Genomic DNA, 19,214 nt, shown 5'->3' with positions numbered 1-19,214 from the left:
CCGACTATATCGTGAAGTTTTACAACCAGGATCGACTGCATTCGACCCTGGGTTATCTACCGCCCAACCAGTATGAGCGGCAAATAGCCTGAGCTCCCACATTGCGGTGTCCGGAAAAAGTTGACCAGCTCAGTTGTCAGCCTTTGTTTTTTCGGCGATGCATCGCGGGGAGGCTGTCTGGTTCGGCTCGGTACCGCGTCGTACCAACAAGGCGAACAACCATGGCCTGTCAGGCATAGGTACGTTGCAACAAATGTGGGAGCGGATTCATCCGCGATGCGCCGCGCGGGCGGCGCTCGATCTAATGACCACCATGACCCTCAAGGCATGCGCAACTAGCTCCCCCACACCTTCTGCGCCCTCGGCGCCTCGGCAAGAATCTCCCTCACCGCCTTGCCCACCTCCTCCACCCGCCACAGCGCGCCCTTGTCCCGGGTCACCCCGGTGCGCCAGCCATCCCCCAGCGAGATCCGCCCTCCCTGGCTCTCGAACACCTGACCGGTCACCTGCGCCGACAGCTCGCTGCCCAGCCACACCACCAGTGGCGCGACGTTCTCCGGTGCCCAGGCATCGAAGCTGCCGTCTTCCGGACGCTTGACCACATCGGGCATGGCGCTCTCGGTCATCGCCGTGCGCGCCGCCGGGGCCAGGGCGTTGGCGGTGACGCCGTAGCGCGCCAGCTCCGCGGCCTGGACCAGGGTCAACGCGGCGATGCCGCCCTTGGCCGCCGAATAGTTGGATTGGCCGATGGAGCCCTGCAAACCCGCCCCCGAGCTGGTGTTGATGATCCGCGCGGCCACCGGCGTGCCGGCCTTGGCCAGGTCGCGCCAGCGCCGGCCGAGGATGTTGGCCAGGCAGTAATGCCCCTTCAGGTGCACGCGCATCACCAGGTCCCAGTCCTCTTCGGACAGGCTGATGAACATGCGATCGCGCAGCACCCCGGCATTGTTGACCAGCACATGCACCTCGCCGAACGCCGCCAGGGCGGTGTCGACGATGCGCTGGGCGCTGTCGAGGGTGGTGATGTCGTCGCTGTTGGCGATGGCCCGGCCACCGCTGGCGACGATCTCCCCGGCGACGTCCGCCGCCGCTTCGGCGCGGATGTCGTTGATCACTACATTGGCACCCTCGGCCGCGAAGGCCAGGGCGTAGGCACGGCCGAGGCCGCCGCCGGCACCGGTGATGATCACCGTGCGGCCATTACAGATAGCCATGGATTGACTCCTTGCTTCAAAGACGTTCGATAAGGGTGACGTTGGCCTGCCCGCCGCCTTCGCACATGGTCTGCAGGCCATAGCGGCCACCACTGCATTCCAGTTCGTTGAGCAGCGTGGTCATCAGCCGCGCGCCGGTGGCGCCCAGTGGATGGCCGAGGGCGATGGCACCGCCGTTGACGTTGGTCCGTGCCGGGTCGTAGTCCAGCTCCCTGGCCCAGGCCATGACCACCGAGGCGAAGGCCTCGTTTATCTCCACCCGGTCGATGTCGTCCATGCGCATGCCGGTACGCTGCAGGGCGCGGCGGGTGGCGGCGATGGGCGCGGTCAGGTGCCAGATCGGGTCGTCGCCCATCACCGTGAGGTGATGGATACGCGCCCGCGGGGTCAGGTCGTAGCGCTTGAGCGCGGCTTCCGAGACCACCAGCAAGGCCGCCGCGGCATCGCAGGTCTGGCTCGACACCGCCGCGGTGATCGACGGGAAGCGCGGGTCCACCGGCTGCAGTTCGGCCATCTTCGCCAGGCTGGTCTGGCGCGGCGTTTCGTCCTCGCTCAGGCCCTCGCAGGCGACGATCTCGCGGGCGAAGCGTCCGCTCGCCCGGGCTGCCAGCGCGCGCCGGTGACTCTCCAGGGCGAACGCCTCCATCTGTTCACGACTGATCTGCCAGTGATCGGCGATGCGTTGCGCGGCATAGAACTGGTCCACCGGCTGCTCGCCGAAGCGCTGGCGCCACAGGCGGCTGCCGGAAAAAGGATCGGGAAAACCCAGCGCCTGCCCGGCCAGCATCGCCGAGGAAATCGGGATGCGCGTCATGGTCTGCACACCGCCCACGGCGATCACGTCCTGGGTCCCGCTCATCACTGCCTGGGCGGCAAAGTGCACGGCCTGCTGCGACGAGCCGCACTGGCGGTCCACCGTGGTGCCCGGCACGCTCAGCGGCAGGCCGGCGGCCAACCAACTGGTGCGGGCGATATCCCCGGCCTGGGCGCCGATGGTGTCGACGCAGCCGAAGATCACGTCGTCATAGTCTTCTGCCGGGATCGCATTGCGTTGCACCAGGGCCTTGAGCACCTGGGCGCCGAGGTCGATGGCATGGACCTCGGACAAGGCGCCCTTGCGCTTGCCGGTGGGGCTGCGCAGGGCGTCGACGATATAAGCCTCGGGCATGGATCAGTCCTCGAAGGTGTGGCCCGGCCCCAGCCGGGCGCCGTCGGCGAACAGGTAGTCGCCGACACGGGATTTGTGCAGACCGCGGTCGCCCCAGGACGCATCCAGGGCCCACGCGCGCTTCATGAACATCTGCAGGTCGACTTCCCAGGTGTACCCCATGGCGCCATGCACCTGGATGCCCTTGCGCGCGGCGATCCAGCTGGCCTCGCAGCAGGCCAGGCGTGCCTGCGAGACCCACAGCGAAGCAGAGGCATCACCCCGGGCCAGGCCATGGGCGGCGCGGTACAGCACCGGCTTGGCCTGCTCGATGTGCCGGGCGACGTCGGCCAGGTGGTGCTTGACCGCCTGGAAGCTGCCGATCGGCTTGCCGAACTGCTTGCGCTGGGCCACGTAGTCCACCGACAGGTCGAGCATGCGCTGGGCCAGGCCGAGCAGTTGCCCGGCCACCGACAGCGCGCCGCGATCGAGCAGGCGCGCCTGCAACGCCCGGCCCTGCTCGCCGTCGGCAAGCAGGGTGGCCGCCGACGGATGCCAGGTGACCCGGCCGAGGCGGCGCGAGGCGTCGATGCTCGGGTTGGCCTCGACATCCACCGCGGACCGCGGCAGCAGGTGGATCTGCTCGCCATGGGGCAGGATCAGCACCTCGGCCAGTTGCGCATCGCTGACCAGCGGATTGACCGCATGACCGATGGCCAGGCGCAGGCTGCCCTCGGCGATGCGCGGCAGCAGCTCGACCCGGGCCTGGTGCCCCGGCGCCAGTTCGCGCAGCAGGCCGACGGCGACATAGGCGGTGTCGGCGAGGGAATCGGGAATCGCGTAGTAGCCCAGTTCCTGGGTCATCAGTGCCCAGGCCACGTCGTCCATGCCCAGGCCGCCGTCCTCTTCCGGGATCGACAACGCGGTGAGGCCCTGGGCGGCGATCTTGTTGCGCAGGTCGGGCGAGCGCCCGGCGTCGGTTTCCCAGATCTCGCGGAGCATCTCCGGCGCCGCCTCGGTCATCAGGAAGCGGCTGATGGCTTCGCGGAAGGCGAGCTGGTCATCGTTGAAAGTGAAGTCCATGGCCGCTCCTTACTTCGGCAGGCCGAGCATGCGCTCGGCGATGATGTTGCGCTGGATTTCGTTGGTGCCGGCGTAGATCGGCCCTGACTGGGCGAACAGGAAGCCCTCCAGCCAGCCCGCCGCATCGGCCTGCGGCGCGCCCGCGCGCAGTTCGCCGTGGGCGCCGAGCAGGCGCATCGCGGTTTCGTGCATCTTCAGGTCGAGTTCGGACCAGATGATCTTGTTGATGCTCGACTCGGCGCCGATCTGCTCGCCACGGCCGAGGCGGCCGACGGTGTGGTAGGCGGACAAGGCATAGGCCTCGGCGCCCATCCAGCAGTCCAGCACCGCGTCGCGCAGGCCCGGGTCGCGGGCGGCGGCGTCTTCGCGGGCCTTGAACAGCTCCACCAGCTTGCGCGCGGTGTGCTGGAAGCGCGCCGGCGAGCGTAGCAGCAGGCCGCGCTCGAAGCCGGCAGTGGCCATCGCCACGTGCCAGCCCTGCCCTTCGGCGCCGATCAGGTTGCCCAGCGGCACCCGCACGTCGTCGAAGAACACTTCGGCGAAGGCATCCTTGCCGTTGAGTGCCTTGATCGGGCGGATACTCACGCCCGGCGCATCCAGCGGCACCATCAGGAACGACAGGCCGTGATGGCGGGTCGAGCCCGGTTCGCTGCGGAACAGGCCGAACAGCCAGTCGGCGAAGATCGCCCGGGTCGACCAGGTCTTCTGGCCGTTGATCACATAGTGATCACCGTCGCGCACCGCCTTGCTGGTGATGGCCGCCATGTCGGAACCGGCATTCGGCTCCGACCAGCCCTGCGCCCACATGTCGACGCTGGCGGCCATGCGTGGCAGGAAATGCTTTTTCTGCGCGTCGGTGCCGAATTCCATCAGGGTCGGGCCGAGCAGCAGCTGGCCGTTCTGGTTGACCCGCATCGGCGCGCCGGCGCCGTAATATTCTTCCTCGAAGATCAGCCACTCGGTCAGGTCGCAGCCGCGCCCGCCGAGTTCCGCCGGCCACATGACCATGGACCAGCGGCTGTCGAAGAGTTTCGCTTCCCAGGCGCGGTGCTGTTCGAAGCCCTCGCGGGTGTCGTAGCTGGCCAGCGGCTCGCGTGGCAGGTTGTCCGCCAGCCAGGCCCGGACTTCGGCGCGGAAGGCTTGTTGCTTGGGGGTAAAGGTCAGTTGCATGGCGCCCTCTTGGACCAAAACATCACTATCTGGTGGTTCACCGCGCGCCTTGTAGGAGCTGGCTTGCCTGCGAAGGACCGCGCGAGCGGTCCCGGTTCCTGATCTACAGCCAGGCTAATGGTCTGTACCCGACTTTGGATCGGGAACCGGGACCGCTTCGCGGTCCTTCGCAGGCAAGCCAGCTCCTACAGAGGTAGCGCGCAGCACCTCAGAATCTGGCGTCGCGCTTCTCGACGAAGGCCCGCCGGGTTTCCGCCGAGTCCGGGCTGGTGTACGCCTGCAGGGTGAAGCCCTGCTCCCAGCGGTACTTGTCTTCCAGGTTGCCGTCCTCGATACCGTTGAGTGCCTCCTTGGCAATGCGGATCATGCCCGGGCTTTTCGCCGCGATGCGCGCGGCGATCTCCAGGGCGCTCTCGCGCAGTTGCTCCTTGCTCACCAGACGCTCGATGAAGCCGTACTGCATGGCCTCCCGAGCCCCGATCTTGTCGCCCGTAAAGAACAGGTAACGCACCTTCTGCACCGGGAACAGCCGCTGCAGGTGCGCGCCACCACCCATGGCGCCGCGGTCCACTTCCGGCAGGGCGAAGGTGGCGCAGTCGGCGGCGACGACGATGTCCGCCGCCCCGGTGATGCCGATGCCGCCACCGAGGACGAAGCCATGCACCGCGACGATCACCGGCACCGGGCAGCGATGCACGGCCTTGAAGGTGTTGTAGTTGCCGGCATTGACCTCGACGATGCGCTCGGGATGGGCGTCCAGCTCCTTGATGTCGACCCCGGCGCAGAAGCCGCGCCCTTCGGCACGAATCACGATGACGCGGACCTCGGGGTTGCGCCCCAGGGCTTCGATTTCACGGGCCAGGGCCTGCCACTCCTGGCTGTCGAGGGCGTTGACCGGCGGTTTGGCGATCACCAGTTCGGCGATCCCCTGCTCTAGCTGGGTACTGAATGCCTGGTTCACAGGGCTTCTCCAATCGGGACTGAATGAGAGACGCAGCGGCGCGCGGCCAGGGCGTCGAGGCAGTGTTCGGCCTCACGGGCGATGCCTTCGATCACCTGCTGGCAACTGAGCAGTTCGCCGATGGCCGCGGCCACCTGGCCGCTGGGCAGGATGCCCTCGTCGGGCCGGCCGTCGACCATCGAGCGCTGCAGCAGCACCGGCTGGTTGGCGGCCATGACCACCTGGGACAGCGCCGCAGGGTCTTCGCGCAGCGCGCGCAGGAACACCCCGGCCATATGCCCCAGGCTCATGCCTGTATGCTGTTTCCACTGCCAGGCGCTGCCCAGGGCGATACGCAGGCGACCGAACGGACCGGCCTGTTCCAGGCGGTTGATGAACGGGTTCTCGATCATGCGGTGGCGCATGCCGTCCACCGCGGTGGTGACCCGCACCTGCTGCGGGTCGCTGACCTTCAGGTAGCGCTGCAGCGTCACTGCGGGGGTGGGCGATTCCTGGGTCATCAGAAAGCGCGTGCCCATGGCGATCCCCGCCGCACCGGCCGCCAGCGCCGAGGCCAGGCCGCGACCGCTGGCGAAACCGCCGGCGGCGATCACCGGCACCTGCACGGCGTCGAGCACCTGGGGCAGGAGGATCGAACTGGGCACGCCACCGGTATGTCCACCGCCCTCGCCGCCCTGGATGGTGATCAGGTCGGCGCCCAGCTCCTCGGCCTTCAGCGCGTGCTTGAGCGCGCCGACCGTGGGAATGCACAGCACCTTGGCCGCCTTGAAGCGGGCGATGGTGGCCTTGTCCGGGCCGCGCCCGTAGCTCACCGCACGCAGGCGGTAGGCGATGGCCAGGTCGACGCACTGCGCGGCGTTGTCCTGGAACATGTGGAAGTTCAGGCCGAAATGGCTGCCGCCGGTGGCCTCGATCACCTTGCGGATCTCGCCTTCCAGTTGATCGGCGGCGATGGTCGCCCCGGCAAGGAAGCCGAAGCCGCCGGCGCGGGTGGTGGCGATCACCAGGTTGGCGTCGGCGACCCAGCCCATGGCGGTCTGCACGATCGGATAGCGGCAGCCCAGGGCCTCGGTCAATGGCGTGTTCAACCAGCCGCTCATGCGCCCTCACCCGCGGCGGCCGCCGCCTGCTTGTTGGCCTGGGCCATGCCCTTGGCATCGAAGCCGCCGAGCTTGTCGCCGGACAGCAACTCGTTGTGCGCATGGGCGAAATGGTGCCAGGCGAAGGCTGCGTCCATGGCGCTGCGCTTGCCCTGCAGGTCCTCGACATGGTTGATCGCCTGCTTGGTCAGGGCCAGGCCCATGCGCGGCTGGCGAGCGATATTCGCGGCCATGGCGTAGGTCGCGCTTTCCAGCTCGGCGCGCGGCACCACGCGGTTGAGCATGCCCATCTGGTAGGCGCGCTCGGCGCTCATGCGCTCGCCGCAGAAGAGGAACTCCTTGGCGATGCGCGGGTTCAGCTCGTAGGGATGGGCGAAATACTCCACCCCCGGAATGCCCATGCGCACCACCGGGTCCTGGAAGAACGCATCGTCGCTGGCGACGATCAGGTCGCAGACCCAGGCCAGCATCAGCCCGCCGGCGACGCAGGCGCCCTGGACCATGGCGATGGTCGGCTTGGGCAGCTCGCGCCAGCGCCGGCACATGCCCAGGTAGACCTCCTGCTCGCGAGCGTACAGCTGCTCGCCGCCGGGCTTGTTGGTGTGGTCCCACCACAGCTGGGCGCGGGGGAAGCTCTTGTCGATGTCGCGCCCCGGCGTGCCGATATCGTGCCCCGCCGAAAAATGCCGGCCGGCGCCGCGCAGGACGATGACCTTGACCGTATCGTCGTCCACCGCCCGGCGCAGGGCGGCGTCGAGGGCGTAGGTCATCTGCGAGTTCTGCGCATTGTTGAAGTTGGGCCGGTTCAGGGTGACGCTGGCGATGCCTTCGGCGACGCTGTAGAGCACCGGTGTGTCGGTCTCGTAGGCCGACTTGTCCTCGCGGACGACGAATTCGCTGTCGCGGTTGTGCATGGTCGCGCTCCTCATCTCAGGCGGTGCGGATGCCGGGCGGGTTGCCCTTCAGCGCGCTGGCGCGCAGGCCGTGGGGGTCGAGGCGACGGATGATCGCCAGTTGTTCGGCGCTCGGCTGCGCGGTGACCTGCAGGTCCTCGGCCTTGAGCAAGGCAAAGCCGGTGTTGTCCTGGACCTGCTCGAAGCTCACCCCGGGGTGCAGGCTGCGCACCCGCGGCGCGTTGTCCGGGCCGGCGAAATCCATCACACACAGGTCGCTGACCACCCAGTGGATCGCCATCAGGTCGCGGCGCGCGCCTTGCGGCCAGCGCTCGGCCTTGAAGCCGACGCCGGAAACCATGTCCACCTCGCCGCTGACGAAGACCCGGGTGTTGTGGCTGGGCACGAAGAACGAGTTGACATGGTTGATGCTGTTGCCCGGCAGGCCGCGCACGCCGAGGATCGCGGTCTTCGGCTTGTGGTAGTCGCCGACGCAGGACAGGTTGGTCTGCCCCCAGCGATCGATCTGGGTCGGGCCGATCATGGCGTGGCGACGCCCGCCCCAGACGCATTCGAAGACCCGCTCGAAGGACATGTAGCCGGAGTAGCGCGGCTGGAAATCGCCGCGCGGGCCCAGCGGCACCGGCTCCTCGACCAGGAACGCCTCGCTGTCGGTCATCAGCAGTTCCGGGCTGTGGCTCAGCTTGGCCAGGCTGGCGCCCAGGCGCGGGATCACGCCGAGGCCCGAGGCAATGACCTCGCCATTGCCGCGCCAGGCCTCGGAGGCCGCGACGATCAGCAGTTCGGCGAGGGTGAAATCACAGGGTGCGGACATTTGTCGCTCCTCAAAACGCTTGGACATTACGCGCCCCCTTGTAGGAGCTGGCTTGCCTGCGAAAGGACCGCGCTAGCGGTCCCAATTGCAGTGTCATCAGGGACCGCTTTGCGGTCCTTTCGCAGGCAAGCCAGCTCCTACACCAAGGTCGGCGCGCGCTCAGAAAACAGGCAGAGGCAATGACCCCATGCGCGCGGCACCGCCGTTCTGCGCCTGGTAGGCCGCTTCGCCGCCACTCACATAGGTCTCGACATAGCGCCCCCAACCACCCTCCTCGCCAGCGCTGGCGACATAGCGCTTGAGGTGCTCCAGGTCCCAGCCGTAGTCGCTCGGGCACGAAGTCGGATGTGCACCCAGAGGCGCATGGACCACGCCAGTCACCAGGTAGCGCTCGAAGGTGTTGAAGCGTGCCTGCTCCGCAGTCAGCGCCAGGCGTTCCTCGATTTCCTCGCAGGAGACGAAGCATTGCTGCGCGGCGCGGGCGAACAGGTGGTCGAAATACGGATCGGGACCGGTCACCAGGCAGTTGCCCAGGCGGTCGGCGACATTCACATGGAGGAAGGCCACGTCGAGGTTCAGCGCCGGCATGGCCAGCAGCACCTCGCCATCGGCGTAGGGCGAACGCACCTCCTTGATCTCCGGATTGAGCCGCGCCACATCGGTAGCCAGGCCGCAGCGGGTCGGCAGGAACGGCAGGCGCATGCCGGCGGCGCGCAGGCCCCACTGGAACATGCCCTCGTCCAGCTCCATCAGTTCCAGTTCACCGGCCTCGCGGGCCTTGCGGTAGTAGGGTTCCAGCGGGATCGCATCGAGGGTGGCGAAGCCGAACACCAGCTTGCGCACCTTGCCGGCGGCGCAGAGCATGCCGACTTCCGGACCGCCATAGGCGACCACGGTGAGGTCCTTGACCGTTGAGCGGAGGATCTCGCGGACGATCGCCATCGGCTTGCGCCGCAGGCCCCAGCCCCCGAAGCCGACGGTCATGCCGTCGCGCAGCTGGGCGACCGCGTCGGCGGCCGTCATTTGCTTGTTCATCATCAGGCTCCTTGCTGGCCGACGGAAAAGTCGTGGCCCCAGAGGCTCACGCGGGTGAATTCGAAGGCCGAGTGCTCGGCCCAGTCGACTTGCAGGCCGCCATGCCCGTATTCCAGGTCGAAGCCGGACGGGGTCTGCATGTAGAAGCTGGTCATGCGGTCGTTGAGGTGCTGCCCGAGGGTCGCGGAAAGCCGCACGCCGTGGGCCTGGTGGCGGTCATGGGCGCGACCGACCTCGGTCATCGAATCGACCTCGACCATCACATGCACGCAGCCGGACGGCACCGGGTATTCGGCCAGGGCCAGGCTGTGGTGACGGGCGTTGGCGCAGTGCAGGAAGTGAATGCGCATCCCCGGTGCCGAGGGATCGGGGCGGAAGTTGAAGATGTCCGACAGCCTGAAGCCGAGCACGTCGCGGGCGAACGCCAGGGTCGCGTCGAAGTTCGGCGCCGGCAGCACGGTGTGGCCCAGGCCCATGTCGCCGGTGATGAAGCGCGGCACGCCCTGGGGCGAGACGAACGGCTGGCAGTCGGAGCGATGACCCCAGCTCAGCTCATGGCGGTTGCCGGACGGGTCGGTCACGGCCACCAGTGCCTGCACGCCGCGCTGTTCGATCTCGGCGGCGCTGCCGGCCTGCCATTCCACACCTTGCGCATCGAGATGCCGCAACGCCGCCTCGAACGCCTGCTCGCCGGCCAGCTCCCAGCCGGACGCCACATAGCGCGGTGCATCGCCCTCGACGATCAGCATGCGCATCGGCCGCTCGTCCATCTTCACGTACAGCCCGCCGTGCGGCGCCGGATGGGTCTGCATGCCGAGCACGTCCTCGGCGTAGCGCTGCCACTGGCTGAGGTTTTCGCTCTGCGCGACGAAATAGCTCAACCCACGAATCTCGATCATGCCCATGCTCCTCGATGGCGGAATTCGGTATCGAGGTCATTGTGCAAAGTGGCGCGGGGGGCCTCATCGTCCGTTGAGACTACCCGGTCTGGCGGCGCTGCCTTTACCCCGGCGCAGGCTCCGACTAGCATCACGACAAATAATGGCCATCTGCCAAATAATGATCAGGGAGCAAAATGATGAAACGGCTCGCACGCAGCGCACTGGTGCTGGCGGCATTCAGCCTGGGCGGCTGCATGACTGCCCAGGCGCCCCAGGTCAACGCACCGGCCTGGGTCTCCACCTCCACGGCGAGCCAGCAGGAGATCTGGGGCGTGTACCAGCGCCTGGTCGGCACCACCTGGTCGGCGCCCGATGCCTACGTGCTGTTCTACCGCTGGGCGGTACCCGGCCAGGTCCTGGTCGAGGAATACCGCCACCCGACCAGCGGAGAACTGAGCGGCAGCAACACCATCGTCCCCGGGTCCAGGCCCGGTACCCTGGTCCTCACCTCCTCGGTCGGCAACCTGCAATGGCAGGGCACCCTCGACGAACAGGGCAACGCCCTGTTCGTCCGTGACGGCGTGCTGCGGATGCCGGTGCGCACGCGCCTCACGCCCGCCGGCGAGGTGTTGCAGGAGAAGCTGACCCTGGAGGGCGAAAGGATCGCCAGCGTGGACTCGGTGACCACCTATACCGCGCTCGGCAAGCAGCCCGCGGCGGCAGCGGCAACGTCCGTGGCACCTGCCGCGCCAGTCACGGCGGCGACCGGCGAAAGCGTGGCAGCGACCCGCGAACAGCCGGGCCCGTCCTGGGGCGTCTTCGACCAGGCGTTGAACCGCACCTGGCTGTCCGAAGGCAGCGATGGCCGCGGGAGACATCCCTTCCTGCTGAAACTGGAAAAATCCGCGGATGGCAATCGGGTCACCGCCTACACCGGGAACAGCCATCGCCTGGAAAAATCCATCGATTATCAACGCAGCGCCTCGGGGGCCTTCAGCGCCAGCGGCAATACCGTCATCGGCCCGCGGGACAACATGCGCGTGACCCTGGACGGCACCGGGGAACTGGTTCGCTACAACAGCGACAGCGACAGGAGCCTCTACCAGCTCGATGCCTCGGGCGACCTCATCGTCACGCACCAGACCCGCGGCTGGGGCAGCGACAGCTGGAGCGAAGACAGCCGCGTGCGCCTGCGCGACGTCAGCATGGGCGCGCAATGGGGGCCGTTCGCCCGGCTGGCGGGCTTTGCCTGGGTCAACCGGGAAAATGTCTACCCGACGGTCTACTACCAGTTCTTCTACCCCGAGAAGGACCTCATCCAGGTCTGGATCGGTCCGGACAATGTCCAGCACTGGGGGGATGACTACGCCCTGCTGAAGGACAGCATCCTCGTCGGTCATACCGAGGCCAACATCAAGAACAGCTACCTGCTGCAACCCGGCACCTCCACCTACACGGTGGACTCGGCCAGCGTGATGACCCGGCATATCGGCGAGACGCGCAGGGACGTCTACACGCTGAACAGCGACACCGTAGTCAGCATTTCCCAGGAGGAACTCAAGGACGGCAGTTGGCAGCCGCTGAAGCAGTTCAGGCTGACCCGCGAGACGGAAAACGAGAAGGACGCGCGCCTGAAGATGTGGGCCGAGCATGAGCAGGCCAGACGCGACAGCGAAGCCTCGACCCGCTTCCTCAACGACATGGCGGCGCTCAATACCGTGCTGACCCGTGCCAATGCCGTGGCCTCGCAGCGCGCGGCCGAGTCCCGGGCGAGCCTCGACCAGACCCTCGACACCCTGGCCCGGCAGGCCGCGGTGGAGCGTGCGCGGGAACAGGCGCGGCAGCAGGGTGTGCGCCAGCCAGCCAAGGCGCCGCCAGCCAGCACCGCCAGCCCCGCCGCGCAGCAGCAGGCGCTGGCCGACGAGCAGAAGCCGGCAACGCCGCCGCCGACGCCCGCTACGCCACCGACACCCCTGGCCAAACCGTCGACGGAGGCGGTCGACGAATCGTCCATGTCCTGGATGGGCTGCGTGGTGGACGAATTCCCGATCAAGAAGACCTGGATTTCCGACAGCGCCAGGATCGTCCACTACGGCGACCAGCAAAGCTGGAACGCAGACTTCTTCCGTCGCTTCGTCGCGCAGACCTACGATCGCGACCTGTCCAAGTTGCATGCCCACTGCTACCTCGACCGCAACGACCCGGCCGGCCTCGAGCGGCAGCTCAACGTGGTGCGCAGGAACCAGGCGGCGCGCGACATTCCGGTGGTCGAGGTCGAGTGGAGTCCGACCAAGCAGTTCTGAATCATCCGCGACAGCGCCGAGCGTTTCCTGGCCCAGGCCAGCGATTCGCAGGCGCTGCGCGCGGGGATGGCCGGCAGCCGTCCATCATTGCCGCGCCAGGCGCCGCGCGCCAGCTGACAGAAGTGCTAGCTAGACCCGCCACCAGCGATTTGCACAATGGGGCTGTTCATCATCACCGCGCAGGCAGGCTCCAGTCGGGCGTTCAGGGGTAGCGACCAGGCGGTGCGGCTATCACGCTCGCGCAGAGGGATGCCCTCATGAAACCTCCTATCTATTTCAACACCACCACCGGCAAGAGCGACCTGCAGGGTGCCCTGCAAGGCAGTGTCCAGTTCGCCCAGACCAGTGTCATGCCATCCCGGGCTTCGGCCGTGCCAGGCGACCTGCAACCACGCCTCGTCGCGCTCAGGGACGCGCTGGTGATGTTCAAGCCCACCGGCAATGTGGATGCGAGCAACGGACTCACGCTCACCCTCGTCAGGGACAAGAAGGTGCTGTTCGAAACGCAACTGAATTCACCGGAGTACCTACCACCCGTCACTCACCAACTGGCGGTCGACGAAGCGGCGCTGAGCATGCCCTCGCGCTTCGACTACACCGTCAACACCCAGAGCGAACTCAACCTGATCGCCAACGATCCGGACGCCAAGCACCTGTCCACCCTGCTGTCGCGCTACATGACGATCAACATTCAACTGGGGGACGGTCAGTGGAGCGAGCATTTCCATCTGCCGGAGCACGTCCAGCTGTTCAATGGCAGGAAGATCCTGTTCCAGTCCAACGCCGCGTACCGCGCGCAGATCCATACGCTGTGGACCATCCAGTCGCTGGAGCGTGGCGAAAGCCTGCTCTACGCCTGTGTCCAGGGACGCTGGGCGAGCACGCCGGATATCGACTATGCCCGCCTGCGCTACGGCGCGGGTTTCTGGAGCGCGCTGCTGCCCGGGCAATACCTGCTGCCCGGCCTCTCCCTGCAGATCGCTTCCCGCGCCGACAACGCCGCTGGCAGCTACCCCGACATCGATATCGGAGCGTCCAGCGAACTGCTGCTGAACGTGATCGATATCGGCATGCTGACGCCGCCACGCCCGGTGTTCTTCGAGGAGTTCGAGCAGGAGCTGCATCGTCAGTACTTCCAGCAGACACCGATCAGCCGCCTGGTGGTCAACCAGTACGAGCCGCTGCACCTGACCGAGATCTGCCTGCCGGACGGGACGCTGTATCGCACCCACTCCACGGATGTCGGCGGGGTGTACGACGGCGACCTGCGCCAGCGCATCGGCAAGGAACTGATCTCGCTGGGGATCAACAACGCCAATTGCGGCATCCACAGCTCTCCGGGTGTCGGCGAGGACAGTCCGAACAAGCACTATGTCGTCGGCCAGCTGACGGCCCACACCTCGGTCGGCAACTACAGCAACGGGCGGGTCGTGCATGGCCTGTCCGGCGGCGGCAGCATGGTCACCCTGTATGACTGCCAGGGCAACGAGTTCAGCCACGAACTGGGACACAACTACGGCATCGACCATTATCCGGGCGGATTCGCGGGCTCTGTGCATCGCTCCGCGGAGAACATCAATTCGACCTGGGGCTGGGACAGCGACTACAACGTGTTCATACCCAACTTCGAGAGGGCTCGCACCCACGTCGCGACCTGCGAGGATGGCAAGTGCCAGGCGCCGTTCCACGGTCACAGCTTCGGCAGGGACACCATGGCAGGCGGTTATCCGCTGTATCCGAAGACGAACGCCTACACCCTGTGCACCCCGCATACCCTGTACCACAGCCAGCGTTTTCTGGAGGACAAGGCCGTATTCGACAGAAGCTCTCCCACCGGCTACGTGAAATGGCACGAGGAGTCGCGACTCATGCACCACTGGGGCGAGTTCCACAGCACCGGCGCCCATGAACGGAATCTGTCCTCGATGACCGCGCTGTTCAAGGTGTACCGACTGCTGGAGGTCTTCCAGCACAATGACGATTACGCCAGGAATGTCTACCTGCCGGCGGCCAGTGCGGCCAACCGCGGCAAGGGCGTCTACATCACCCACCAGGCCACGGAAGCTGCCACGTTGCACATCAACGGCGCCAGTGTGCCACTGGTCATGATGACCTTCCTGCGCTACGAGTCCGATGGTCAGCGCTGGAACCAGGTCGACGACTTTTCCTTCCCCGTGCTGCGCAGGCCCATGGGTCAGGGGGTACCGGTCACGACCCTGCTGGGCTACTACGACCCGGAACACGGGAAAGGCGCCTATGTCTACCCGGCCCTGCACTGCGCCCATGGCAACTGGTTCGATCCGGACCGCCGGGCGGACGTGGACTGGGCCAAGAACCGCCTCAAAGTCCGCGATGCATGGGGCTATACGGTGGGCTACGTGCTGGCGAACAAGCGCGGTGCCCCGGGGATGATGAATCGCTTTCACGTCAACATCCCGCGGACGTTCAATCCCACCCACATCGAAATCCACCTGGGCGACCAGGTGATTACCCGGGAGATCGGCACACCCCGCGGCGGGGCCACCTTCACCATCACCGAAAGGCGATAGCGGACTAGTCCGTTTCAATGATTCGAGGGCATGAGCGCCACCCCTAGACTGCCTCATCGATAGCGACACAGAGACAGTCCCATGGAGTTCGCCTTTACCGAAGAACAGTTGATGATCCGCGACAGCGCCGAGCGTTTCCTGGCCCAGGCCAGCGATTCGCAGGCGGTGCGCGCGGGGATGGCCCGCGAGGATGGCTACGACCCGGAATTGTGGCGACGCATCGGCCAGGAGCTGTACTGGCCGGCGCTGATGGTGCCGGAGCAGTACGGCGGCATGGGCCTGGGCTTCGTCGAACTGGCGCTGTTGCTGGAGCAGTGCGGGCGCTTCCTCCTCGGTTCGCCGCTGTTCGCCACCAGTTGCCTGGCGACCCCGGCCCTGCTGCTGGCCAGCAACCCGGCGCTGCAGGCCGAATGGCTGGGCGCGATCGCCGCCGGCCAGGCCTGCGCGACCCTGGCCTTCAGCAGCGACGGCGGGCTGGATCCCGCCAGCGTGCAGGTCACGGCGCGCAGCGAGGGGCATGAGCAGGTGCTGAACGGGCACTATGCCCTGGTGGCCGACGGCGCTCAGGCCGACCTGCTGATCGTCGCCGCGCGCAGCCCGGACAGCCAGGGCGAGGACGGCATCAGCCTGTTCGCCCTGCCCGCCGCCACCCCTGGCATCACCCGCCGCGCCCTGCCGACCCTGGACCAGACCCGGCGCCTGGCCGATATCGAACTGCGCGATGTGCGCCTTGCTGACGCCCACCGGCTCTGCCCGCCTGGCCAGGGCTGGCCGCTGCTGCGCACGGTGCTGGATATCGCCGCCATCGGCCTGGCCGCCGAGCAGACCGGCGGCGCTCAGCAGAGCCTCGACCTGACCCTGGCCTATATCGGCGAACGCAAGCAGTTCAAGCGCAGCATCGCCAGCTTCCAGGCGATCAAGCACCGCTGCGCCGACATGATGCTGCAGGTGGAATGCGCCCGCTCGGCGGCCTGGTATGCGGCCTGCATCGCCCAGCAGCGCCTCGATCCTGCGGGCGACCCGAGCCTTGCCGCGGAACTGCCGATGGTCGCGGCCACCGCGCAGATCCACGCCAGCGAGGCCTTCTTCCACTGCGCCGCCGAGGCCATCCAGCTGCATGGCGGCGTCGGCTTCACCTGGGAATACGACCCCCACCTGTATTTCAAACGCGCCCGGGCCAGCGAACAGTGGCTGGGCACACCGGCCTGGCATGCGCAACGCCTGGCCACGCAGTTGCTCGGAGCACAGCCATGAAAATCGGATTCAACAGCGCCGACGAAGCCTTTCGCACGGAAATCGCCGACTGGCTCGCCGAGCATCTGCGCGGCCCGTTCGAGGCCCTGCGCTTTCGCGGCGGCCCGGGCGACGAACACAGCTTTCCCGAGGAACGCAAGGCCTGGGAGCGCGAGCTGGCCAGTGGCGGCTGGACCGGCGTCGGCTGGAGCCGCGAGCACGGCGGGCGCGGCCTGAGCATCAGCCAGCAGGTGATCTTCCACGAGGAATACGCCCGCGCTGGCGGCCCCGGACGCATGGGGCACATAGGCGAGGGCCTGGTCGCCCCGACCCTGGCCGCGTTCGGCAACAAGGACCAGCAACGCCGCCTGCTGCCGGGGATCCTCAACGGCACCGAGTTCTGGTGCCAGGGCTATTCCGAACCCGGCGCCGGTTCCGACCTGGCCAATGTGCAGACCCGCGCGCGCCTGGACGCCAGCGGCGAATACTGGCTGGTCAGCGGGCAGAAAGTCTGGACCTCGCTGGCCCACGAGGCCGACTGGTGCTTCGTCCTGGCCCGTACCGAGCCTGGCAGCAGCGGTCATCACGGCCTGTCGTTCCTGCTGATGCCGATGCACCAGGCGCAGATCCGCGTGCAGCCGATCCAGCAGATGACCGGCACCAGCGAATTCAACGAAGTGTTCTTCGACCAGGCGCGGACCTCGGTGGCGAACCTGCTCGGTGCGCCGGGCGACGGCTGGAAGATCGCCATGGCCTTGCTCGGCTTCGAGCGCGGGGTCTCGACCCTGGGCCAGCAGATGCTGTTCCAGAACGAGCTCGACGAGGTGATCCAGCTCGCCCGCGGCAACGGCGCCGACCGCGACCCGCTGCTGCGCCAGCGCATCGCCCGGGCCTGGGCCGGCCTGCGGGTGCTGCGCTACAACTCGCTGCGCATGTTGTCCGGCGCCCAGGACGGCAGCCTGGCGCGGGAAGCGATGATCTACAAGCTGGCCTGGTCCACCTGGCATGTCGAACTGGGCAAGCTGGCGATGGACGTGCTCGGACCGCGGGCGGAAATCCTCGCCGGCGCGCCGTATGCGCTCAGCCGGCTGCAGTCGCTGTTCCTGTTCACCCGCTCGGACACGATTTATGGCGGCAGCAACGAGATCCAGCGCAATCTGATTGCCGAACGGGCGCTGGGGATGCCGCGGGAGGCGCGGGGCTGAGGCACGGCGAGCGCCGTTGCGCGAGTCGTCCCCACTCGCGCAACGAGCCCCGATTCAGACCAGCGTCAACACTTTTGCCCGGTTCAAGCCATTCGGGCCGATAATCGCAATCCGATACTTTCCAGGCTTTGCGTTCGGGCCGATAAACAGTTGGTGCTTGATCATGGTCACCCCCTCCATCGGATCGACCATCTGCGCACCCCACTTCACTTCTTCATGGGATATCCGGACGCCGTTCTCGTCGTAGAACCTCCCATTGGCCCTGACCAACGCCTCTCCTTCCTGAGGAATCTCCACGGTATCGCCAGGCGAGAACACCAGGTCGACCTTGGCGCAAACCACGGTGCGCGTATCGTAGAGCCAGCCAGTAGCGCTACCGATGATCTGGCCGTCCTGGGAAGCCAGGGCTGACACCTCGATGGGCCACTGCCCCGGGTAGCTGGTGACAAAACCCGGCCAGACTTCCAGTACCCAATCGTCTTCGCGCGGCACGAGCATTATCCCGTCGTGAGTACCGCCAACACCGTTAAGAGTGACCTTGATGCCCACCCCCTCTTCAAACGGCAACTCGGCGCCGATATACATGAAATTCTTCACCTCGCTGAGCAGCGGTGGATACAAGCCGTTTGGCCGGAATTCCAGTCCTATATCCCGGGCCGGGGTCAAGGTCAGGTTGGTCGTGCACACCAACCCCGAACTTTCGCTGACGACCACCGTCACATCGCCAACCTGGGCCTCGGGAGAGACCACGATACGGGTTCCGTCCAGCACCACGCCGGGTACCGGTTCGGGCAAGCGCACCGCCCAGGAGACTTCGGCGTCGGGCAGTTCCACGCCTTGCGCATCGAAGAACGTCGCGCGGGTGAGAATCCGTAGTTCTGCGGCGGGGGGCACGCTGGCCGGGTTCGGGAACAGCCCCACCTCGGCACTGTGGACGACCATGGCGCGGGTATCGTGCAGGCGCAGGATGGCGCTGCCGACCTGTTGCCCGTCCTGGTGGGCGCGCAGTTCCACGGCCACAGGCCAGGCCCCCGGGTAGCTGGCGATGAATTCACGCCGGACCCACAAGGTTCCGGCATTCACCCCGACATTCAGGCTGATGCCTTCGAAGCCGCTGGACTGGCCATTGACGGTGATGTCGAAGGTGAGGATTGCCGGGGCAGGTATGCCCGTGGAAAACCCGACGATCGCCGGGGACTGGCCCTGCAGTGGCGGGTAGAGATCGGATTGGGACAGCACCAGGTTGAGTTCGTCGAGCGGGGACGGGTTCATGGTTCAGCTCCTTGGCCACCGGGGGTGAGTACCGGGGCGTGGGAGGAATTCGAACACTGGTGTCTGGTGGGCACAACTGACAGAAATGTCAGGTCGGGAGGGGCGCGCAGCGCGTCGGTGTGCATGGCGATGCTCTTCTGGCGCCCTTCAGATCGAGCGCCGTCCGCACGGCGCATCGCGGGCTACGCCCGCTTGTGTCTTCAGGACCTCTTAAAATCAAGGTGTGAGAGCGGTGGATGGCAGACTGGATGCCGGCGGTGCCCTAGAGCACGTGTGGGAGCATAGTCGCCATCCACCTCTCACTCTGACCCGAAGCCCGAACAGTTGAATGAG

General features: G+C 66.8%; 16 protein-coding genes. 5 read left to right on the top strand and 11 right to left on the bottom strand.

Features of this window, described 5'->3' with window-relative positions:
* A partial coding sequence (locus tag RTI28_RS29885; protein ID WP_316923835.1) for an IS3 family transposase occupies positions 1-92 on the top strand: 92 nt, incomplete at its 5' end.
* 243 nt (positions 93-335) lie between these two features.
* On the opposite strand, the gene RTI28_RS29880 is transcribed toward RTI28_RS29885, so the two are convergent.
* The 10 genes from RTI28_RS29880 to RTI28_RS29835 form a co-directional block, all read right to left on the bottom strand.
* Positions 336-1,214, bottom strand: a complete 879-nt coding sequence (locus RTI28_RS29880) for an SDR family oxidoreductase (RefSeq protein WP_316923834.1) — start codon at positions 1,212-1,214, stop codon at positions 336-338.
* 16 nt (positions 1,215-1,230) lie between these two features.
* Positions 1,231-2,382 (bottom strand): acetyl-CoA C-acetyltransferase, encoded by a 1,152-nt coding sequence (locus RTI28_RS29875; RefSeq protein ID WP_316923833.1) that lies wholly within the window; start codon positions 2,380-2,382, stop codon positions 1,231-1,233.
* Positions 2,383-2,385: 3 nt separating this feature from the next.
* Complete coding sequence (locus tag RTI28_RS29870; protein ID WP_316923832.1) at positions 2,386-3,444, bottom strand: acyl-CoA dehydrogenase family protein; 1,059 nt, start codon at positions 3,442-3,444, stop codon at positions 2,386-2,388.
* A 9-nt stretch (positions 3,445-3,453) separates the two neighbouring features.
* Entirely contained in the window at positions 3,454-4,614 is a 1,161-nt protein-coding gene (locus RTI28_RS29865; RefSeq protein WP_316923831.1) for an acyl-CoA dehydrogenase family protein, read from the bottom strand.
* A 208-nt stretch (positions 4,615-4,822) separates the two neighbouring features.
* Positions 4,823-5,575: an enoyl-CoA hydratase family protein gene (locus tag RTI28_RS29860; RefSeq protein ID WP_316923830.1), complete on the bottom strand. Its 753-nt coding sequence runs from the start codon at positions 5,573-5,575 to the stop codon at positions 4,823-4,825.
* Positions 5,572-6,675 carry a nitronate monooxygenase gene (locus RTI28_RS29855; protein ID WP_316923829.1) on the bottom strand — a complete coding sequence of 368 codons (1,104 nt, stop codon included), beginning with the start codon at positions 6,673-6,675 and terminating at the stop codon, positions 5,572-5,574. Before RTI28_RS29855 ends, RTI28_RS29860 begins: the two co-directional genes overlap by 4 nt.
* Complete coding sequence (locus RTI28_RS29850) at positions 6,672-7,589, bottom strand: enoyl-CoA hydratase (RefSeq protein WP_316923828.1); 918 nt, start codon at positions 7,587-7,589, stop codon at positions 6,672-6,674. Before RTI28_RS29850 ends, RTI28_RS29855 begins: the two co-directional genes overlap by 4 nt.
* 16 nt (positions 7,590-7,605) lie before the next feature.
* A complete protein-coding gene (locus RTI28_RS29845) occupies positions 7,606-8,403 on the bottom strand; it encodes a ketoacid CoA transferase (RefSeq protein ID WP_316923827.1) in 798 nt (265 codons plus the stop codon).
* A 159-nt stretch (positions 8,404-8,562) separates the two neighbouring features.
* A complete protein-coding gene (locus RTI28_RS29840; protein ID WP_316923826.1) occupies positions 8,563-9,438 on the bottom strand; it encodes a CoA transferase subunit A in 876 nt (291 codons plus the stop codon).
* A 2-nt stretch (positions 9,439-9,440) separates the two neighbouring features.
* A complete protein-coding gene (locus RTI28_RS29835; RefSeq protein WP_316923825.1) occupies positions 9,441-10,337 on the bottom strand; it encodes a VOC family protein in 897 nt (298 codons plus the stop codon).
* A 179-nt stretch (positions 10,338-10,516) separates the two neighbouring features.
* On the opposite strand from RTI28_RS29835, the gene RTI28_RS29830 reads away from it, so the two are divergent.
* The 4 genes from RTI28_RS29830 (at position 10,517) to RTI28_RS29815 (ending at position 17,609) form a co-directional block, all read left to right on the top strand.
* A complete protein-coding gene (locus RTI28_RS29830) occupies positions 10,517-12,622 on the top strand; it encodes a hypothetical protein (protein WP_316923824.1) in 2,106 nt (701 codons plus the stop codon).
* Between the two features lie 257 nt (positions 12,623-12,879).
* Positions 12,880-15,171 (top strand): M66 family metalloprotease, encoded by a 2,292-nt coding sequence (locus RTI28_RS29825; RefSeq protein WP_316923823.1) that lies wholly within the window; start codon positions 12,880-12,882, stop codon positions 15,169-15,171.
* Positions 15,172-15,252: 81 nt separating this feature from the next.
* Complete coding sequence (locus RTI28_RS29820) at positions 15,253-16,425, top strand: acyl-CoA dehydrogenase family protein (protein ID WP_316923822.1); 1,173 nt, start codon at positions 15,253-15,255, stop codon at positions 16,423-16,425.
* Positions 16,422-17,609, top strand: a complete 1,188-nt coding sequence (locus tag RTI28_RS29815; RefSeq protein WP_316923821.1) for an acyl-CoA dehydrogenase family protein — start codon at positions 16,422-16,424, stop codon at positions 17,607-17,609. Before RTI28_RS29820 ends, RTI28_RS29815 begins: the two co-directional genes overlap by 4 nt.
* 54 nt (positions 17,610-17,663) lie before the next feature.
* Here RTI28_RS29815 and RTI28_RS29810 read toward each other — a convergent pair whose 3' ends face one another.
* Entirely contained in the window at positions 17,664-18,881 is a 1,218-nt protein-coding gene (locus RTI28_RS29810; protein ID WP_316923820.1) for a hypothetical protein, read from the bottom strand.
* Positions 18,882-19,214: the final 333 nt, after the last annotated feature.

This window comes from Pseudomonas sp. zfem002 (assembly GCF_032621685.1).
GTDB lineage: Bacteria > Pseudomonadota > Gammaproteobacteria > Pseudomonadales > Pseudomonadaceae > Aquipseudomonas > Aquipseudomonas japonica.
This window is presented reverse-complemented; position numbering and strand designations above follow the sequence as displayed.